Genomic DNA, 16,332 nt, shown 5'->3' with positions numbered 1-16,332 from the left:
GCTCACTTGGGGACCTCCAGCACCACGGTCGTCCCCGATCCGGGGGCGCTGAACAGTCTGGTGCGGCCGCCGACGTCGCCGAGCCGGGCGATCACCGACTCCTTGAAGCCGAGCTTCGTGTCGGGGACGGTCGCGATGTCGAAGCCCGCGCCCGCGTCCGTGACCATCGCGCGGACGGTCGTCTCGTCCTCGGTGATCGTCACGTCGGCCGAGGCGACGCCGGAGTGGCGGCGCACGTTCTCGAGGCACTCCGCCAGGGCGAGCACGAAGGAGTCGAGGGCCGCGCCGGTGAGCGCCACCTGGCCGGAGCCGTGCCAGATCACGTCGAGCCCCATCCGGCCGAAGCGGTTGCGGACGGTCTCGAGGGTGTTGGCCGCGGGGGCGGAGGTGACGCTGGTCAGCTGGTAGGAGCCGGACGCGCTCGGGGTGGGGGTCCCGCCGAGCCGGAGCTGGCGCAGGAGCTGCGCGTCCTGCGCCGCCTGCTGCCGGAGCGCGTCGACCGACACTCCGCGGCCCGAGTGCGCGAGGAGCGTGAGGGTGGCCAGCACCGTGTCGTGCAGGAGCCGCGCGCCCTGCCGGCGCTGCGCCTCCGTCTCGCTGGCGAGGCGCTCCACGCGGTGGGCGTTGCCGATGCTGTCGATCCGCCGCACCACCCGCGGGACCGCTGTGCCGATCCAGAGGGCGAAGCCGCAGAGCGTGCCCCAGGGCAGCAGGCTCTGGACGACCACGGTGGGGATCATGGTGCCGCTCGAGACGAGCACCGACGGGATCAGGCTCGGGAGGAGCACCGGCAGCAGCAGGAGCAGGCGGCGCGCGGACGTCGTCACGACCACGGCGATGCTCGCGGTCACGGCGTTCGCGGTGTTGACCAGGACGAACCCGGCGAAGTCGGCGCCCGGAGCGAGCCCCAGGGCGAGGCCCCAGCCCAGCAGCAGGCCGCCGACGGCGACCGCGATCACGCGGCTGCGGCGCCCCGTCCGGGCGAGCTCGACGTGGGCGGCCATCATGCCCAGGAGCAGCGCGACAGCGAACGGCACGGCGGCGGGCTGGAGCGTCCCGGGGATGAGGGCCATGCCGAGCGCCCCCGCCTCCGTGAGCAGGCCGATCCCGCAGGCGGAGTGGCGCAGCAGCCGGTCGCGCTCGCGGGCGCTGCGGATCATCGGCACGCTCTGGCCCCCTCCGGTCGTGGCGCGGGGCTGGCCCCCGTCTCACGATAGCCACTGCCCGGGCCGGTCGGAGCGGTTCGGGGCGTCGAACCGCGCCGGGGCCGGGCGGGTCAGGCCGTCGCGGGATGCGCCAGCAGCCGGGCGAGGTGCGCGCCGACCGCGTCGTCCTCGATGAGGAACCCGTCGTGGCCGAACGTCGAGGTGATCACCGCGACCTCTCCGCCGTCGAGGGCGCCGGGAGCGTGCGCCGCGATGATCCGCTGGCCCTCGACCGGGAAGAGCCGGTCGCTGTCGATGCCGAGGACGAGGGTCGGGCTGGTGATCCGGGAGAGGGCGGCCGCCTCGCCGCCCCGGCCGCGGCCGACGTCGTGCGAGTTCATCGCCTCGACGAGCGTGATGTAGCTGTTCGCGTCGAAGCGGCGCGTGAACTTGTTGCCGTGGAAGTCGAGGTACGACTCCACGGCGAAGCGGCCGCCGCCGCCGAGCGGGCTGAGCCCCGACTGCCAGCTGCGCTCGAAGCGGTCGTTGAGCTCGGAGGGGCTGCGGTAGTTGAGCAGTGCCATCCGGCGGGCGAGCGCGAGGCCGTGGTACGGGCCCTGGCCGTCGCCGGCGTCGTAGTAGGAGCCGCCCGCGAAGGCCGCGTCGTTGCGGATCGCCTCGAGCTGCACGAAGTTGAGGGCGATCTGGTCGGCCGTGGCCCGCGGGGGAGCGGCCAGGACCGCGAGGCGCGCGACCCGCTCCGCGTGGTCGATCCCCCACTCCAGCGCCTGCATCCCGCCCATCGAGCCGCCGATGACGGTGTGCCAGCGCTCGACGCCGAGCAGGTCGCTGAACTGCACCTGCGCCCGTACCTGGTCGCGGATGCTCGTGTACGGGAACCGTGCGCCCCACTCGTGGCCGTCGGGGGCGAGGGACGCGGGACCGCTGGAGCCCTGGCAGCCGCCGAGCATGTTCGGGGCGACCACGAAGAAGCGGTCGGTGTCGATCACGAGGCCGGGGCCGACGAGTCCCGACCACCAGCCGTCCGTCGCGTGGCCGGGATCGCCGCGGCCGAGCAGGTGGGAGTCGCCGGTCAGCGCGTGCAGGACGAGGACGGCGTTGTCGCGGCGCTCGTTCAGCGCGCCCCAGCTCTCGTAGGCGATGCGGGCGTGGGGGAGTCGGCCGCCCGCCTCGAAGTCGAACGGGCCGAGGTCGACGAAACGGCGTCCGCCCGGGTGGTCGCCGTCGCGCCAGGCTCCGGTGGCGGGCGGCTTGCCGATGACCGAGAGGAGCTGGCGCTCGGTGACGAACGCCGACGGGACCGTGTCCTCGAGTGTCTGCTGCCAGTCCATAGCGCTGTCCATCGTGTCAGAGCGCCGCGGGGCGGAGCCGTTTGTTACGCCCTGCTCCCGCGCTCCTCCACCCGCGCGCGGAGCCCCGACGCGATCCCCGAGGACGGGGACCCCGTCAGGGCGCCGAGGGGCCTCAGGCGTTCGCGCGGGAGGCCTCGACAACAGCGCGCGCGGCGCGGAGGGCCTGGTCGAGGTCGGCGCGGAGGTCGTCGACGTTCTCGAGTCCCACCGACAGGCGCACCAGGCCCGGAGTGACGCCGGCGGTCAGCTGCTGCTCGGGCGAGAGCTGCGAGTGCGTGGTCGACGCGGGGTGGATGACGAGCGAGCGGACGTCGCCGATGTTGGCCAGGTGCGAGAACAGCTCCAGCGAGTCGACGAAGGCCCGGCCGGCATCCACTCCGCCCTTGAGCTCGAACGAGAGCACCGCGCCCACGCCCTTCGGCGCGTAGCGGTTGGCCGCGGCGTACCAGGGCGAGGTGGGCAGGCCCGAGTAGTTCACCGAGGCGATGTCGGAGTGGTTCTCGAGGTACTCCGCGATCTCCTGCGCGTTCTGCACGTGGCGCTCGATCCGGAGCGAGAGGGTCTCGATGCCCTGGATGAGCTGCCAGGCGCTCGCCGGGGCGATCGAGGCGCCGAGGTCGCGCAGCAGCTGCACGCGGGCCTTGATGATGTAGGCGAGGGAGTCGCCGACCGCGTCGGTGTAGACGGCACCGTGGTAGGACTCGTCCGGCGTGGTGAGGCCGGGGAAGCGCTCGGCGTTCGCGGTCCACGAGAAGCGGCCGCCGTCGACGATCGCTCCGCCGATGACCGTGCCGTGGCCGCCGAGGAACTTCGTCGCCGAGTGCACGATGATGTCCGCGCCGTGCTTGAAGGGGCGGATCAGGTAGGGCGTCGCGATGGTGTTGTCCACGATCAGGGGCACGCCGGCGTCGTGCGCGACATCGGCCACGGTGCGGATGTCGAGGATGTTGATCTTGGGGTTGCCGACGGTCTCGGCGAAGAACAGCTTCGTGTTCGGGCGGACGGCGCGGCGCCACTCCTCGCGGTCGTCCTGGTTCTCGACGAAGGTCGTCTCGATGCCGAGCTTGGCGAGGGTGTACTTGAAGAGGTTGTAGGTGCCGCCGTAGATCGAGGACGACGAGACGATGTGGTCGCCGGCCTGGGCGATGTTCAGCACGGCCGCGGTCTCGGCGGCCTGGCCCGAGGCGAGCAGCAGGGCGCCGGAGCCGCCCTCGAGGGCGGTGAGCCGCTCCTCCACGACCGCCTGGGTCGGGTTCTGGATGCGGGTGTAGATGTTCCCGAACTCGGCCAGCGCGAACAGGTTCTGGGCGTGCTCCGCGTTGTCGAAGACGTAGGAGGTGGTCTGGTAGATCGGCGTCGCGCGGGCCTTGGTCACCGGGTCCGGCGCGGCGCCCGAGTGGATCTGCTTGGTCTCGAACTGCCACTGGTCGGAGTCGGTCATGGTGCTTCCCATCGGATCGTCGGGGTCGGGGACGGGGCCGTTCTCCGTCGCGACGAGCGTACGCGGGGGCCCGCCGGGCGGCCAGGACCGCCGACACACGGGGTAACGGCCGTCAGCGCCGCTCGGGCTGCCGGTCGCGCTTGGCGCCCGTGGGGTCGGCGCGGTCCGGGCGCCGGGGCCTCTCGTCGGCTGGCGGGGCGAAGAGCCAGGCCGCGCGGGGCTCGACCAGCCGGTGGAAGACGGTGCGGGTCCAGCCCAGTGAGAGCGCGACCGAGACCGCGATGCAGAACACGATCATCAGCACGAGGGCGAGCGTGCTCTCCGTCCGCGAGAGGATCCCGGACTCCCGCAGCGGATAGAGGACGAAGCTGTGGAGGAGGTAGACGTACATCGTCGACTGCCCCCAGGCGGTGAGCGGGGTGCGGCGGCGCGGAACCAGCGCGAAGAGCGCGAGCGAGAGCACGACCGCTCCGGCCATCAGGGCCAGCCGCACCAGCCCGGCCCACCACTGGGTCTCGCCGAGGGCGTCGTAGGGGCGGTCGTAGAAGAACCAGTAGCGCAGGTCCGCCGCTCGGAACGCCTCGATGTTGACGGTCATGACGACCGCCGTGATCGCGAAGAGGACGACGGCGAGGATCCGGGCGAGGAGCACCCGCGACGGCGGCTGATCGAGCCAGCGGTCGACGGCGGAGCGGCCGCCGGGGGCGAAGCCGCGCAGGCGCCAGCCGAACACGAAGAACGGCAGGATCCCGATCGCGCGTGCGAGCGAGAAGGTCGAGTCGATGTTGTCGTAGTAGCTGACCCCGACCGCGAGCACCACGCTGATCAGCAGCGGCCAGCGCAGCAGCGCCAGGTAGGGGAGGACGAGGCGGAAGATGCCCAGCGCGAGCAGGAACCACAGCGTCCAGCTCGGCTTCGTCGGGTTGAACTCCTGCTTGCCCTCGACCAGGAACTGCACCAGGGTCCAGATCGTCTCCATGATCAGGTAGGGCAGGAGGATGTCGGTCAGCACCCGCCGCATCGCGCGCCCGCTCGGGGCGCCGCTCTTGGAGAAGTAGCCCGAGATGATCGCGAACGCCGGCATGTGGAAGGCGTAGATCGTCAGGTAGACGATGAGCGAGGTGTCGGAGTTGGCCGTCAGCCTCTGGACGCCGTGCCCGATCACGACGAGGGTCACGCAGACGAAGCGCGCGTTGTCCCAGAGGGGAACGCGGCGCTTCGGGGTGACGGCTGTCCCGGCGGTCGCGGGAACCGGGTCGGCGGGCGGCACGCGGCCAGACTAGCGTTGGGCTGCGACGACGGAGTCGAGGGTGTCCGAGGCTTGACGGAAGGGGACGGGCGTGGATCGACGCGTTGTCGTGACAGGAGCGAGTTCAGGGATCGGGGCGGCCGCGGTCCGCCTGTTCCGCGAGCACGGCTGGGAGGTCGTCGCCGTCGCGCGCCGGCGCGACCGGCTGGAGGCGCTCGCCGCCGAGACCGGCGCCGGGTACTTCGCCGCCGACCTCACCGACGCCGCCCAGGTCGACGCTCTGCGCGACCACCTCTCCTCCTCCGGGCCCGTGCACGCCCTCGTGAACAACGCGGGCGGCGCGCTCGGACTCGACTCGGTCGAGAGGTCCGACCCCGAGGACTGGCGCCGCATGTTCGAGATCAACGTGCTCTCGGTGAAGCTCGTGACCAGCGCGCTGCTCCCGCTGCTGCGCGCCGGGATCCGGGGGAGCGGCACCTCCGCGGACATCGTGACGGTCACCTCGATCGCCGGCCACGTCGCCTACGAGGGCGGAGGCGGGTACAACGCCGCCAAGCACGCCGCGCACGCGCTGGTCGCCGTGCTGCGGCTCGAGCTGGCCGGCGAGCCGATCCGAGTGATCGAGATCGCGCCGGGGATGGTGCAGACGGACGAGTTCTCGCTGGTCCGCTTCGGCGGCGACCGGGAGCGCGCCGACGCGGTCTACGCCGAGGTCCCCGACCCGCTGGTCGCGGAGGACGTCGCCGCCGCGATCGTCTCCTCGGTGGAGCTCCCCGCCCACGTCAACCTCGACCTGGTGACCATCAAGCCGGTCGCGCAGGCGGCCCCGCACAAGGTCGCGAAGGGACCCCTGGCCCCGCGCGCCTGACCGATGTGACGCGGAGGCCCGCGACGGCCTAGCCTGTCCCTCATGGTTTCCGACGCCGACGACTCCGCCGCCCTCCTCGCCGCCACGGAGAAGGAGGTGCTCGGCTGGCTCGAGTTCGGCGACGCCGCTCGGCACCTGGCCGACGACGTGGTCGCGTCGGGCTACCGGCCGGAGCTGGTCGTCGCCATCGCGCGCGGCGGTCTGCTCCTCGCGGGCGCCGTGGCCTACGCGCTCGGCATCAAGAGCTGCGGCGCGCTGAACGTCGAGTTCTACACCGGCGTCGAGGCGCGCCTGGCGGAGCCCGTGGTACTGCCGCCGCTGCTCGACGAGGCGTCCGTGCGCGGCAAGCGCATCCTCCTGGTCGACGACGTCTCCGACTCCGGCCACACCCTCGCCCTCTCGGTGAAGCTCATCCGCGCGATGGGTGCCGAGGTGCGCACCGTGACCCTCTACACGAAGCCGCGCACGGTGCTCGAGCCCGATTTCTTCTGGCGCCGCACCCCGCGCTGGATCGTCTTCCCCTGGTCGGCTCTGCCCCCGGTGGACGGAGCCCTCGCCGAGGACGACGAGTGAGCGTCCACCTCATCGGCGGCGGAGGCGGCGTCGAGCACGACCAGCAGCTGTACGGGGCGTTCCTCGCGGAGGCGCGCGCCCACGCGGTCGACGCCGGCCGGATCGAGGGCCCGCGCATCGCGATCGTCGTCGTCCACGACGGGCTCGGCCCGGAGGCCTACGCCGGCTACGCGGCACTGCTCGCGACGGTCGGCCCGCTCGACGCGTTCGCCGTGATGAAGCCGGAGGGCGGCCGGATCGATCCCGCGGTCTTCGACGACGTCGACGGGATCTTCGTCGGCGGAGGGCTGACCCCGGCCTACCGCGACGCGCTCGAGGCCTGCTTCCCGCGGCTGCGCGATCTCGTCTCCTCCGGAGTGCCGTACGCCGGCTACTCGGCGGGAGCCGCCGTCGCGGCCGACCGCGCCCTCGTCGGCGGCCACCGGATCGGCGGCGTCGCCGTCGTCCCGGAGGGCGCGGCGGAGGAGCTCGACGAGGTCACGGTGCTCGAGGGCATCGGTCTCATCGACGTGACGGTCGACGTGCACGCGGCGCAGTGGGGGACCCTCGGCCGCCTGGTCGCGGCCGTCGAGGCGGGCCTGGTCGACGGCGGCGTCGCGCTCGACGAGTCCACCGTGCTGATCGTCGGCACCGGCGCGCTCCGCGTCGGCGGCGCCGGCTCGGTGTGGCGCGTGAGCGGCAGCGACGCCGGAGTCGTCGTCGCGACGCTCGCGGCGGGCTGACCCGGTGGACCTCGCGGAGCTCGCGGCCTCGGGACTGATCGACAGGGGCTGGGCGGAGGCGCTCGCCCCCGTCGCCGGGGACATCGCCGCGATGGGCGACTTCCTCCGCGGCGAGGTCGCGGCCGGTCGGCCCTACCTCCCCGCGGGCCGCGACGTGCTCCGCGCCTTCGCCGCCCCGCTCGCGGACGTGCGCGTCCTCATCGTCGGACAGGACCCGTACCCGACGCCCGGGCACCCGATCGGGCTGTCCTTCGCGGTCGAGCGCCACGTGCGCCCGCTGCCGAGGAGCCTGCAGAACATCCACCGCGAGCTCCGGGACGATCTCGGCGTCGAGCCGCCCGAGCACGGCGACCTCAGCGGCTGGATCTCGAGCGGCGTGATGCTGCTCAACCGGGTCCTCACCGTCGCCCCCGGCGCTCCCGCCTCGCACCGCGGGAAGGGCTGGGAGGTGGTCACCGAGCACGCGATCCGCACGCTGGCCGCCCGGGACGCGCCTCTCGTCGCGATCCTCTGGGGCCGCGACGCTGCGTCGCTCCGCCCGATGCTGGGGGAGGCCGGAGTGATCGAGAGCGCGCACCCCAGCCCGCTGTCGGCCTCGCGCGGCTTCTTCGGCTCCCGGCCGTTCAGCCGCGCCAACGCCCTCCTGGAGGAGCGCGGCGCGGAGCCGGTCGACTGGAGCGCTCTCGCGTGACCGGGCGCTCGCCCGCGGGGCGGCTACGCTGGCCCGGATCGATGGGCGGAGCCGAAGGGGAGCCGGATGCTTGAGGAAGAGTACGAGAGCCGGCGCGTCCTGCCGCCGCACCTGCGGAAGGCGCCGCCTCCCGAGCCCGGCTTCTCGTTCGAGATCCGCGACGCCCGCGACGCCGACCTCCCGGACATCCGCGAGATCTACAACCACTACGTGCGCAACACGGTGGTGACCTTCGACGAGGACGACTCGACTCTGAAGGAGTGGCGCACGAAGTTCTCCCGCAACCAGAAGCTCGGGCTGCCCTTCATCGTGGCCGTCTCGCCGTCGGGCCAGATCCTCGGCTACGCGATGGTGTCGCCGTGGTCCTCCAAGCGGGCGTACCGCTTCACCGTGGAGAACTCGATCTACCTGCGGGCGGCCTCCACCGGCAAGGGCCTCGGCCGGGCGCTGATGGCCGAGCTCCTCGAGCGCGCGAAGGCCGTGGGGATCCGTCAGATCATGGCCGTCATCGCCGACAAGGGCGCGGAGGCGTCGCTGGCGATGCACGCGCAGTTCGGATTCGTCGAGGTCGGCCGGATGGGCCGCGTCGGCTTCAAGTTCGAGCGCTGGCTCAGCACCGTCCTGCTGCAGAAGACCCTCAAGTAGGGCCGACCCGCCCCTGCGAATGCGCCTCATCGACAGGTGCCGGGGAGCGCGCCGTCCCTACACTGGACGGCATGGAATGGCTCGTCCCGCTCATCGTCGTCGTCGCGCTCGTCGTCATCCTCGGGGTCTACCTCTGGGCGACGTACAACTCGCTGGTCACCCTCAACGTCCGCGTGGACGAGGCGTGGAGCGACATCACCGTCCAGCTGAAGCGCCGTGCGGATCTGATCCCCAACGTGATCGACTCCGTGAAGGGCTACGCCTCGCACGAGCGCCAGGTCTTCGAGTCGGTGACGCAGGCTCGCGCCGAGACGCTCCAGGCCCAGGGCCCGGCGGAGGCGTCGGTCGCCGAGGACCACATGCAGAGCGCGCTGAAGTCGATCTTCGCGGTCGCGGAGGCGTACCCCCAGCTGCAGGCGAGCCAGAACTTCCTCCAGCTGCAGGGCGAGCTGGTCGACACCGAGGACAAGATCCAGTCGGCCCGGCGCTTCTACAACGGCGGCGTGCGCGAGATGAACACCAAGGTGAAGGTCTTCCCGAACACGCTCTTCTCGCGTCGGCTCGGCTTCTCGGAGCGCGAGTTCTTCGAGGTCGGCGATCTCGCCGCGATCTCGGAGCCCCCGCGCGTCCAGTTCTAGGCAGCCGCCGTGTACAGCGCGATCGCCCGCAACAAGCGCAACACGGTCCTGATCCTCGTCCTGTTCCTGGCGATCATCGGCGGCCTGGGCGCCCTGGCTGCAGCGGTCTACCGCAGCACGACGATCGTCGTGGTGGTGCTCGTGATCGCCGCCGGGTACGCGTTCTTCCAGTACTTCTTCGCCGCTCGCCAGGCGGTCGCGCTCAGCGGCGGCGTGGCGGTGGAGAAGGCGGACGAGCCGAGGCTGTACCGCATCGTCGAGAACCTCTCGATCGCGACGGGCACGCCGATGCCGGAGGTGTACCTGATCGACGACCCGGCGCCGAACGCGTTCGCGACCGGCCGTGATCCCGAGCACGCCGTCGTGGCTGCGACGACGGGCCTGCTCGCGATCATGGACGACGCCGAGCTGGAGGGCGTGATGGCCCACGAGCTGGGCCACGTCCGCAACTACGACATCCGCGTCTCGATGATCGTCTTCGGTCTCGTCGTCGCGGTGGGCTTCCTCTCGGACGCCTTCCTCCGCCTGGCCTTCTTCGGGCGGGGCGGCAACGGCAACGGCGTGGGCAACCCGGCGCTCCTGATCGTCGGGCTGGTGTCGATGGTCCTCGCGCCGATCGTCGCCTCGGTCGTGCAGCTCTCGATCTCCCGCCAGCGCGAGTACCTCGCCGATGCGACCAGCGCGCTGACGACCCGCCACCCCGACGCCCTCGCCCGCGCCCTGCTCAAGCTCGAGTCCGCGGGCCGGCCGATGCAGCGGCAGAACAGCTCGATGGCGCACCTCTGGATCGCCGACCCGTCGAAGCCGGGGGTGGTCGCGCGCCTCTTCGCGACCCACCCGCCGATCGCGGACCGCGTCGCCCGCCTCTCCGAGATGGGCTCGCGCTTCTAGCAGGACGATCCGGCGGCCGCCCCGTCGCCGATCGCCGCCCGCCCGGATCTCACCCCGGGCAGCGGGGCACGCGTTACCACGCCGGACGGAACGTCATCCGGTCGGAGCCGCGAGCGGACCGCCGTCGACGGTCGTCAGGTACTCGGCGAAGACCGGCGCCGGGTCGATGCCGCTCGCGGCCGCGTCGACCAGCGCCCGCCGGACCAGGGCGAGGACGACGGTGGCCAGGACGGCCGCCCGGTGCGGGGATGTGCGGCCGAGCCCCATCCGCTCCGCGAGGAACGGCGTCAGCGCCTCCTCGCCGTCGTGCAGCGACTGCGCCCAGACGGCGCGCATCGCCGAGGTCTCGGTGAGCAGGGGGATCAGCCGGAGGGTGCGGTCGAGCTGGGGACCGGAGGCCGCCGCGGCGAAGGCGTGGCCGAGCGCCGCGTTCAGCGGCTCGGCGGCCGGGCGCTCGAGGAGGGCGCGTCCCATCGCGGCGATCGCGGCGGCGAGCACCGGGCGCACGCAGTCCTCCTTCCCGCCGAGGTACCGGTGGAAGGTCCGGAGGGAGACGCCGGCCGCGTGGGCGAGCTCGCCCGTGCCGACCCCGACGACGCTCCCGCGCTCGAGCAGACGGGCGACGCAGCGCTCCGAGAGCGCCAGCGCCAGGACGCCGCCGGGCGCGCTCACGCGATCCTCCTCAGTGCTGCGGCGAGGGCGGCCGCGAGGTCGCCGCGACCGACGACCTCGACGGCGTCGAGGCCCTGCCAGGCCGCCGCCTCGACCAGCAGTGCGGCGAGCCGCTCCGGCGTGTCGGCCGGGGCCCCCGGCTCGAGCCAGGCGGCCTGCACGAGGAGGATCCGGCGCTTGCGCTCGCTCTTGAGGTCGACCCGGGCAGCGATCACGTCGTCGAGGAGCACGGGGAGGACGTAGTAGCCGTGGACCCGCTGCTCGGCCGGGGTGTAGATCTCGATCCGGTAGCGGAAGCCGAAGAACAGCTCGGCCCTCGGCCGGTGCCAGACCACGGGGTCGAACGGCGAGAGGAGCGCGTCCGCCCGGAGCGTGCGGGGGCGTCGGGCGTCGACGTGCCGCCAGAGCGGCACGGATCGCCCGCCCCGCTCCCAGCCGCGCACCTCGACGCGCTCGAGCTCGCCCGCCTCGACCAGCTCGTCGATCGCGACGCGCGTGGGGGACTGGAGCAGCCGGTGGTAGTCGGCCAGGTCGCCGAGGGTGCCGATCCCGTGGGCCCGGGCCGCCCGGCGCACGAGCTCGCGGACGGCGTCGGGGAGGGGCACGTCGGCATCGAGCACCGCGCTCGAGAGGAGCCGCTCGGCGAGACCGTAGGAGCGCTCGAAGCGCGTGCGCCCCGCCGTCACCACCTCGCCCCAGCGGAACAGGACCTCGAGGCCGCGCTTGATGTCGGACCAGCCCCACCAGGGGCCCGTGCGGACGTTGGCCTCGTGCTCGACCTCGGAGGCGCGGAGGGGACCGTCGGCGAGCGCGGCGCGGAGCCAGTCGAGGGTGGCGCGGTTCTCGTGGGCCCAGCCCTCGTGCTCGGGCAGGCGGACCCGGCGGTAGTGCTCCATCCGCCAGCGGTAGAGCGGGAGATCCTCGCGGCGGACGAGGGCGGCCTCGTGTGCCCAGTACTCGACGTAGGGGCCGTCGGGGGAGAAGGCCGCGGCGTCGAGGAGGGAGCGCTCGTAGGGGCCGAGCCGCGCGAGCAGCGGCAGGTAGTGGCTCCGCTCGAAGACGTTCACCGAGTCGAGCTGGAGCGGGCGGATCCGGTCCACGGCGGCGCGCACCCGGCGCGCGTCGACCCGGGACGGACGGGGGCCGAACCCCTGCGCCGCCAGGGCGATGCGGCGCGCCAGCGCGGGGGAGAGCTGCTCGGTCATGGTCCGCCCACGCTAGCGAACGCCCCCGACATCGCCGTCCCCGATTCGCCCCCGGCGTTCGCCCGGCATTCACCGCCGCGCTCCCTCGCCGACTCGCGGCGCTCCTACCGTGCCCGAGGCCGTCCCGCCGGGGCGGCCCACCCGACTCCTGGAGGACCCTTGACCATTCAGCGCCTGTCGCGCACCGCCGCGGTCGCCGCCGCCGGCACCGCCCTCGTCTTCACGCTCTCGGCCTGCTCCGGCGGCGCCACCGCCTCGTCCGACGGCGGCGGCGCGGACGCGGCGTCCGCCACGTCCGCCGCGGACCTCGGCGGGCTGGACGCCCTGGTCGAGGCCGCGAAGGCCGAGGGCGAGCTCAACGTCATCGCCCTGCCCGACACCTGGGCGAACTACGGCGAGCTGATCAGCGGCTTCGAGGACGAGTACGGCATCACCGTGAACTCCGCCGACCCCGACGTCTCCTCCGCGGAGGAGATCAGCACGGCGGAGAACCTCGCCGGGCAGGACACCGCTCCCGACGTGTTCGACCTCGGGCCGGCCGTCGCTCTGGCGAACACGGACATGTTCGCGCCGTACAAGGTCGAGTCCTGGGACGACATCCCCGAGGGGAACAAGGAGGAGTCGGGCCTCTGGGTGAACGACTACACCGGCCTGATGTCGATCGGGTTCGACGCGGCCGCGGTGCCTGCGCCCACGTCGCTCGAGGACCTCCTCGGCGCCGACTACCGCGGCTCGGTCGCGATCAACGGCGACCCGACCCAGGCGGGAGCCGCCGCGGCCGCAGTGCAGCTCGCGGCTCTCCAGTCCGGCGGCTCCGCCGACGACGTCCAGGCGGGGATCGACTTCTTCGAGAAGCTGAACGACGCCGGCAACTTCCTGCCGCTGGACCCGACCGACGCCACCATCGCCTCGGGCGAGACCCCGGTCGTCTTCGACTGGAGCTACAACAACCTCGCCGCCGGGAAGGCGAACGAGGGCACCCGCGAGTGGACGACGACCGTCCTCCCGGGCTCCGCCGTCGGCAGCTACTACAACCAGGCGGTCAACGCCGACGCTCCGCACCCCGCGGCCGCGCGGCTCTGGCAGGAGTACCTCTACTCCGACGCCGCGCAGAACCTCTACCTCGCCGCCGGCGCCTACCCGGTGCGCCTGGCCGCGATGACCGAGGCCGGCACGGTCGACCAGGACGCGCTCGACGCCGTCGGCGCCGCTCCCTCCGACCTCGTCCAGTTCACGGAGGAGCAGACCGAGGCGGCCTCGTCGCTCCTCGCCGAGAAGTGGGCCGCGGCGATCCAGTGACCACCGCTCCCGCCGAGGCCGTCTCCGGGGCGTCCGCGCTCCGGGGACGGCGCGGCACCCCGGCCGTGCTGGGCGTCGCCCCCTTCGCGCTCTACGTCCTGCTGTTCCTGGCCGTCCCCACGGTCCTCGCGGTGGCGACCGGATTCACGGACGGAGACGGCCGCTTCACCACGGCGAACGTGCTGGCGCTCGGGGATCCCGTCGTGCTGTCCGCCTTCGGCGCGTCGCTCGGGCTCTCGGCCGTCACCGCCGTCGTCGGCGCGGTGCTGGGCGCGGTCGTGTGCCTGGCCCTGCTCGGCTCCGATCCGCGCGGGGCGCTCCGGACCGTCGTCGATGCAGCGGCGAGCGTCCTCGCGCAGTTCGGCGGCGTGATGCTCGCGTTCGCCTTCATCGCGACGATCGGCGTGCAGGGGATGGTGACCACCCTCCTCGCGGGAGCGGGCGTCGACCTCTACGCCGACGGCGTGTGGCTCTACCAGCTGCCCGGGCTCGTCCTGCCCTACCTCTACTTCCAGGTGCCCCTGATGGTGCTCACGTTCCTGCCCGCGCTCGAGGGCCTGCGTCCGGAGTGGGCCGAGGCGAACGCGGTGCTCGGCGGGGGCCGGCTCGGCTACTGGCTGCACGTGGCCCTCCCGGTGCTGGCGCCGTCGTTCCTCGGCTGTGTGCTGCTGCTGTTCGCGAACGCGTTCTCCTCCTTCGCCACCGCGGCGGCGCTGATCAGCCAGGGCGCGCAGATCGTCCCCCTGCAGATCCGCGCCGCGCTGGTCAGCGAGACGGTGCTGGGCCGTGAGAACCTCGCGGGCGCCCTCGCGCTCGGGATGCTCGCGGTGATGGTGGTCCTGATGTCCGGGTACGCGCTGCTGCAGCGCCGGGCCCGGCGGTGGCAGCGATGAGGCCCGCGCGGCTCCTGTCCGGGGCGGTGCTTGTGATCACCGGGCTGGTGTTCGCCGTCCCGATCGTCGCGATGGCGGAGTTCACGCTCCGCGGCGCCGGCGGCCACGACCTCTCGCACTGGACGGCGATCCTCGACCCGGAGAACGAGCGCGCCTACCGCTCGCTGTTCCGGGGGATCGGAAACTCGCTGGTCCTCGCCGTCGTCACCGCCCTCATCGTCCTGGTCCTGCTGGTGCCGACGATGCTGCTCGTCGAGATCCGGCTCCCGCGCCTGCGCCGGGCTCTGGAGCTGGTCTGCCTGCTCCCGCTGACCGTGCCCGCCATCGTCCTCGTCGTCGGCCTCGCGCCGGTCTACTCCGTGGTCACCGAGCTCGCCGGCTCCGCGCCGTGGACGCTCGCTCTCGCCTACGGGGTGCTGGTCCTGCCCTACGCCTACCGCGCCGTGGCGGCGGACCTCGCCGGTCTCGACGCCGTGACGCTCTCGGAAGCGGCCCGCTCGCTCGGCGCGGGCCCGCTCGCGGTGCTCGGGAGGGTCCTCCTGCCGAACCTGCGCCGGGGCCTGGTCGCGGCCGCGCTGATCACCGTCGCAGTCGTTCTCGGCGAGTACACGATCGCCTCGCTCCTCAGCCGCACCACCCTCCAGACCGGCCTGGTGCAGGTGTCGAAGTCCGACGCCTACGTCGCCGTGATCTTCTCGCTGCTCTCCCTCCTCTTCGCCTTCGCCCTCCTGATCGGGATCGGCCGCCTCGCGCGGATCGGCCTGCCGACGGGCCGGGCGCGTTCCTCGAAAGGCTCCTCGTGACCGCTCCCACCCTCCCCGGCGCCCGCGTGCGCTTCGTCGACGTGGAGCGGCACTACGGCTCCGCGCGAGCGCTCGACGGCGTCTCGTTCGACGTGGCCCCGGGTGAGTTCATCGCGCTGCTCGGCCCCTCCGGCTGCGGCAAGACCACAGCCCTGCGCGCCCTCAGCGGTCTCGAGCGGATCGACGCGGGGCGGATCCTCGTCGACGAGGAGGACGTCGCCCACGTCCCCGTCGCGAAGCGCGACATGGGCATGGTCTTCCAGTCGTACTCGCTCTTCCCGCACCTGCGGGCGCGCGAGAATGTCGAGTTCGGGCTGCGCACCCGGGGAGTCGGGGCGCGCGAGCGCCGGGCGGCCGCGGGGGAGGCGCTGGAGGTCGTGGGCCTCGGCGCCCTCGGCGACCGCTACGCGCACGAGCTCTCCGGCGGCCAGCAGCAGCGGGTGGCGCTCGCGCGCGCCCTCGTCACGCGGCCGCGGGTGCTGCTACTGGACGAGCCTCTGTCGGCACTGGACGCGAAGGTCCGCGTCCAGCTGCGCGACGAGATCAAGCGCCTGCAGTCCGAGATCGGCATCACCACGTTCTTCGTCACGCACGATCAGGAGGAGGCGCTCGCCGTCGCCGACCGCGTCGCGGTGATGAACGCCGGGCGGATCGAGCAGCTGGGTGCACCGGAGGACCTCTACGCGCGCCCGGCGACCGCCTTCACGGCCCGCTTCGTCGGCCTCTCGACGGTGGTCGCGGGGACGGTCTCGTCGGGATCGGTCCTCGCGCTCGGTGTGCGCCTGCCGCTCGTCGACGCGGCGGCGGCCGACGGACCCGTGTCGGTGTTCCTCCGCCCCGAGGACCTCGCCGTCGTGGCCGACGGCGCTCCCGACTCCCTGCCCGGAGTCGTCCTCGCCTCGAGCTTCCTGGGGCCGGTGCGGCGCTCGACAGTCCGGCTGTCGACGGGCGAGGAGGTCACCGTCCAGCACGCGTCGGGGCACCGCCTCGAGCCGGGGGAGCGGGTCGGCGTGCTGCCCGCGCGGCGCCCGGTCGCCGTCGGTCCGGCACCGGAGCAGGCGGCGGTCGGCGCCGCCGCATGAGCACTCCCCGGGGATACCGCGCGGGGTATGCGCCGGGGCCTAGTCTGGGCAGATGAGACTCGGCAGGTCCCGCCGCACCTCCGGCCCGCGCGCCGTCCAGCCCGCGTCGGGGCACCGCCTCGAGCCGGGGGAGCGGGTCGGC

At 73.2% G+C, this 16,332-nt stretch carries 17 protein-coding genes; 11 read left to right on the top strand and 6 right to left on the bottom strand.

Annotation, left to right across the window (positions count from 1 at the left end):
- Positions 1–2 precede the first annotated feature (2 nt).
- From C5C95_RS06860 to C5C95_RS06845, 4 genes are all read right to left on the bottom strand, one after another.
- Positions 3–1,160: a sensor histidine kinase gene (locus C5C95_RS06860; protein ID WP_104224445.1), complete on the bottom strand. Its 1,158-nt coding sequence runs from the start codon at positions 1,158–1,160 to the stop codon at positions 3–5.
- A gap of 116 nt (positions 1,161–1,276) precedes the next feature.
- Positions 1,277–2,497 (bottom strand): homoserine O-acetyltransferase, encoded by a 1,221-nt coding sequence (locus tag C5C95_RS06855; protein WP_104232776.1) that lies wholly within the window; start codon positions 2,495–2,497, stop codon positions 1,277–1,279.
- 133 nt (positions 2,498–2,630) lie between these two features.
- The gene (locus C5C95_RS06850) at positions 2,631–3,959 is read right to left on the bottom strand and encodes a bifunctional o-acetylhomoserine/o-acetylserine sulfhydrylase (protein WP_104324151.1); all 1,329 of its coding nucleotides are present in this window, start codon (positions 3,957–3,959) and stop codon (positions 2,631–2,633) included.
- A gap of 112 nt (positions 3,960–4,071) precedes the next feature.
- Complete coding sequence (locus C5C95_RS06845; RefSeq protein WP_104324112.1) at positions 4,072–5,229, bottom strand: acyltransferase family protein; 1,158 nt, start codon at positions 5,227–5,229, stop codon at positions 4,072–4,074.
- Between the two features lie 70 nt (positions 5,230–5,299).
- Here C5C95_RS06845 and C5C95_RS06840 point away from each other — a divergent pair, with 70 nt between their 5' ends.
- From C5C95_RS06840 to C5C95_RS06810, 7 genes are all read left to right on the top strand, one after another.
- Positions 5,300–6,076, top strand: coding sequence for an SDR family NAD(P)-dependent oxidoreductase (locus C5C95_RS06840; protein ID WP_258067581.1), 777 nt, complete (start codon positions 5,300–5,302; stop codon positions 6,074–6,076).
- Between the two features lie 42 nt (positions 6,077–6,118).
- Positions 6,119–6,649: a phosphoribosyltransferase gene (locus tag C5C95_RS06835; RefSeq protein ID WP_104224441.1), complete on the top strand. Its 531-nt coding sequence runs from the start codon at positions 6,119–6,121 to the stop codon at positions 6,647–6,649.
- Positions 6,646–7,371 (top strand): peptidase S51, encoded by a 726-nt coding sequence (locus tag C5C95_RS06830; protein ID WP_104224440.1) that lies wholly within the window; start codon positions 6,646–6,648, stop codon positions 7,369–7,371. Before C5C95_RS06835 ends, C5C95_RS06830 begins: the two co-directional genes overlap by 4 nt.
- A 4-nt stretch (positions 7,372–7,375) precedes the next feature.
- On the top strand, positions 7,376–8,062 hold the full coding sequence (locus tag C5C95_RS06825; protein WP_104324111.1) for a uracil-DNA glycosylase: 687 nt from the start codon (positions 7,376–7,378) through the stop codon (positions 8,060–8,062).
- Positions 8,063–8,128: 66 nt separating this feature from the next.
- Complete coding sequence (locus tag C5C95_RS06820) at positions 8,129–8,707, top strand: GNAT family N-acetyltransferase (RefSeq protein ID WP_104224438.1); 579 nt, start codon at positions 8,129–8,131, stop codon at positions 8,705–8,707.
- Between the two features lie 71 nt (positions 8,708–8,778).
- On the top strand, positions 8,779–9,345 hold the full coding sequence (locus C5C95_RS06815; RefSeq protein WP_104225511.1) for a LemA family protein: 567 nt from the start codon (positions 8,779–8,781) through the stop codon (positions 9,343–9,345).
- Between the two features lie 9 nt (positions 9,346–9,354).
- The gene (locus C5C95_RS06810; RefSeq protein WP_104324110.1) at positions 9,355–10,236 is read left to right on the top strand and encodes a M48 family metalloprotease; all 882 of its coding nucleotides are present in this window, start codon (positions 9,355–9,357) and stop codon (positions 10,234–10,236) included.
- Positions 10,237–10,329: 93 nt separating this feature from the next.
- Here C5C95_RS06810 and C5C95_RS06805 read toward each other — a convergent pair whose 3' ends face one another.
- Positions 10,330–10,908, bottom strand: a complete 579-nt coding sequence (locus C5C95_RS06805) for a TetR/AcrR family transcriptional regulator (protein ID WP_104224435.1) — start codon at positions 10,906–10,908, stop codon at positions 10,330–10,332.
- Positions 10,905–12,113, bottom strand: coding sequence for a winged helix-turn-helix domain-containing protein (locus C5C95_RS06800; protein ID WP_104324109.1), 1,209 nt, complete (start codon positions 12,111–12,113; stop codon positions 10,905–10,907). Before C5C95_RS06800 ends, C5C95_RS06805 begins: the two co-directional genes overlap by 4 nt.
- 159 nt (positions 12,114–12,272) lie before the next feature.
- Here C5C95_RS06800 and C5C95_RS06795 point away from each other — a divergent pair, with 159 nt between their 5' ends.
- The 4 genes from C5C95_RS06795 to C5C95_RS06780 are packed head-to-tail and all read left to right on the top strand — an operon-like array spanning position 12,273 to position 16,190.
- Positions 12,273–13,412: an ABC transporter substrate-binding protein gene (locus C5C95_RS06795; RefSeq protein ID WP_104283387.1), complete on the top strand. Its 1,140-nt coding sequence runs from the start codon at positions 12,273–12,275 to the stop codon at positions 13,410–13,412.
- Positions 13,409–14,305 (top strand): ABC transporter permease subunit, encoded by an 897-nt coding sequence (locus tag C5C95_RS06790; protein ID WP_104324150.1) that lies wholly within the window; start codon positions 13,409–13,411, stop codon positions 14,303–14,305. The genes C5C95_RS06795 and C5C95_RS06790 overlap by 4 nt, the downstream gene beginning before the upstream one ends.
- 26 nt (positions 14,306–14,331) lie before the next feature.
- The gene (locus C5C95_RS06785; RefSeq protein ID WP_308471517.1) at positions 14,332–15,108 is read left to right on the top strand and encodes an ABC transporter permease subunit; all 777 of its coding nucleotides are present in this window, start codon (positions 14,332–14,334) and stop codon (positions 15,106–15,108) included.
- Positions 15,105–16,190: an ABC transporter ATP-binding protein gene (locus C5C95_RS06780; RefSeq protein ID WP_104249531.1), complete on the top strand. Its 1,086-nt coding sequence runs from the start codon at positions 15,105–15,107 to the stop codon at positions 16,188–16,190. The genes C5C95_RS06785 and C5C95_RS06780 overlap by 4 nt, the downstream gene beginning before the upstream one ends.
- The last annotated feature ends 142 nt before the right edge of the window (positions 16,191–16,332 follow it).

The organism is Rathayibacter sp. AY1B7 (genome assembly GCF_002932735.1).
In the GTDB taxonomy this organism is placed as follows: Bacteria; Actinomycetota; Actinomycetes; order Actinomycetales; family Microbacteriaceae; genus Rathayibacter.
The sequence above is the reverse complement of the archived record's forward strand: the minus strand, read 5'-3'. Positions and strand labels throughout refer to the sequence as shown.

Excerpts from the sequence above, each read along its gene's own strand:
- C5C95_RS06820 (WP_104224438.1), top strand. The coding sequence starts at position 8,129 with ATGCTTGAGGAAGAGTACGAGAGCCGGCGCGTCCTGCCGCCGCACCTG.
- C5C95_RS06850 (WP_104324151.1), bottom strand. The coding sequence starts at position 3,959 with ATGACCGACTCCGACCAGTGGCAGTTCGAGACCAAGCAGATCCACTCG.
- C5C95_RS06860 (WP_104224445.1), bottom strand. The coding sequence starts at position 1,160 with ATGATCCGCAGCGCCCGCGAGCGCGACCGGCTGCTGCGCCACTCCGCC.
- C5C95_RS06800 (WP_104324109.1), bottom strand. The coding sequence starts at position 12,113 with ATGACCGAGCAGCTCTCCCCCGCGCTGGCGCGCCGCATCGCCCTGGCG.
- C5C95_RS06855 (WP_104232776.1), bottom strand. The coding sequence starts at position 2,497 with ATGGACTGGCAGCAGACACTCGAGGACACGGTCCCGTCGGCGTTCGTC.
- C5C95_RS06835 (WP_104224441.1), top strand. The coding sequence starts at position 6,119 with ATGGTTTCCGACGCCGACGACTCCGCCGCCCTCCTCGCCGCCACGGAG.
- C5C95_RS06815 (WP_104225511.1), top strand. The coding sequence starts at position 8,779 with ATGGAATGGCTCGTCCCGCTCATCGTCGTCGTCGCGCTCGTCGTCATC.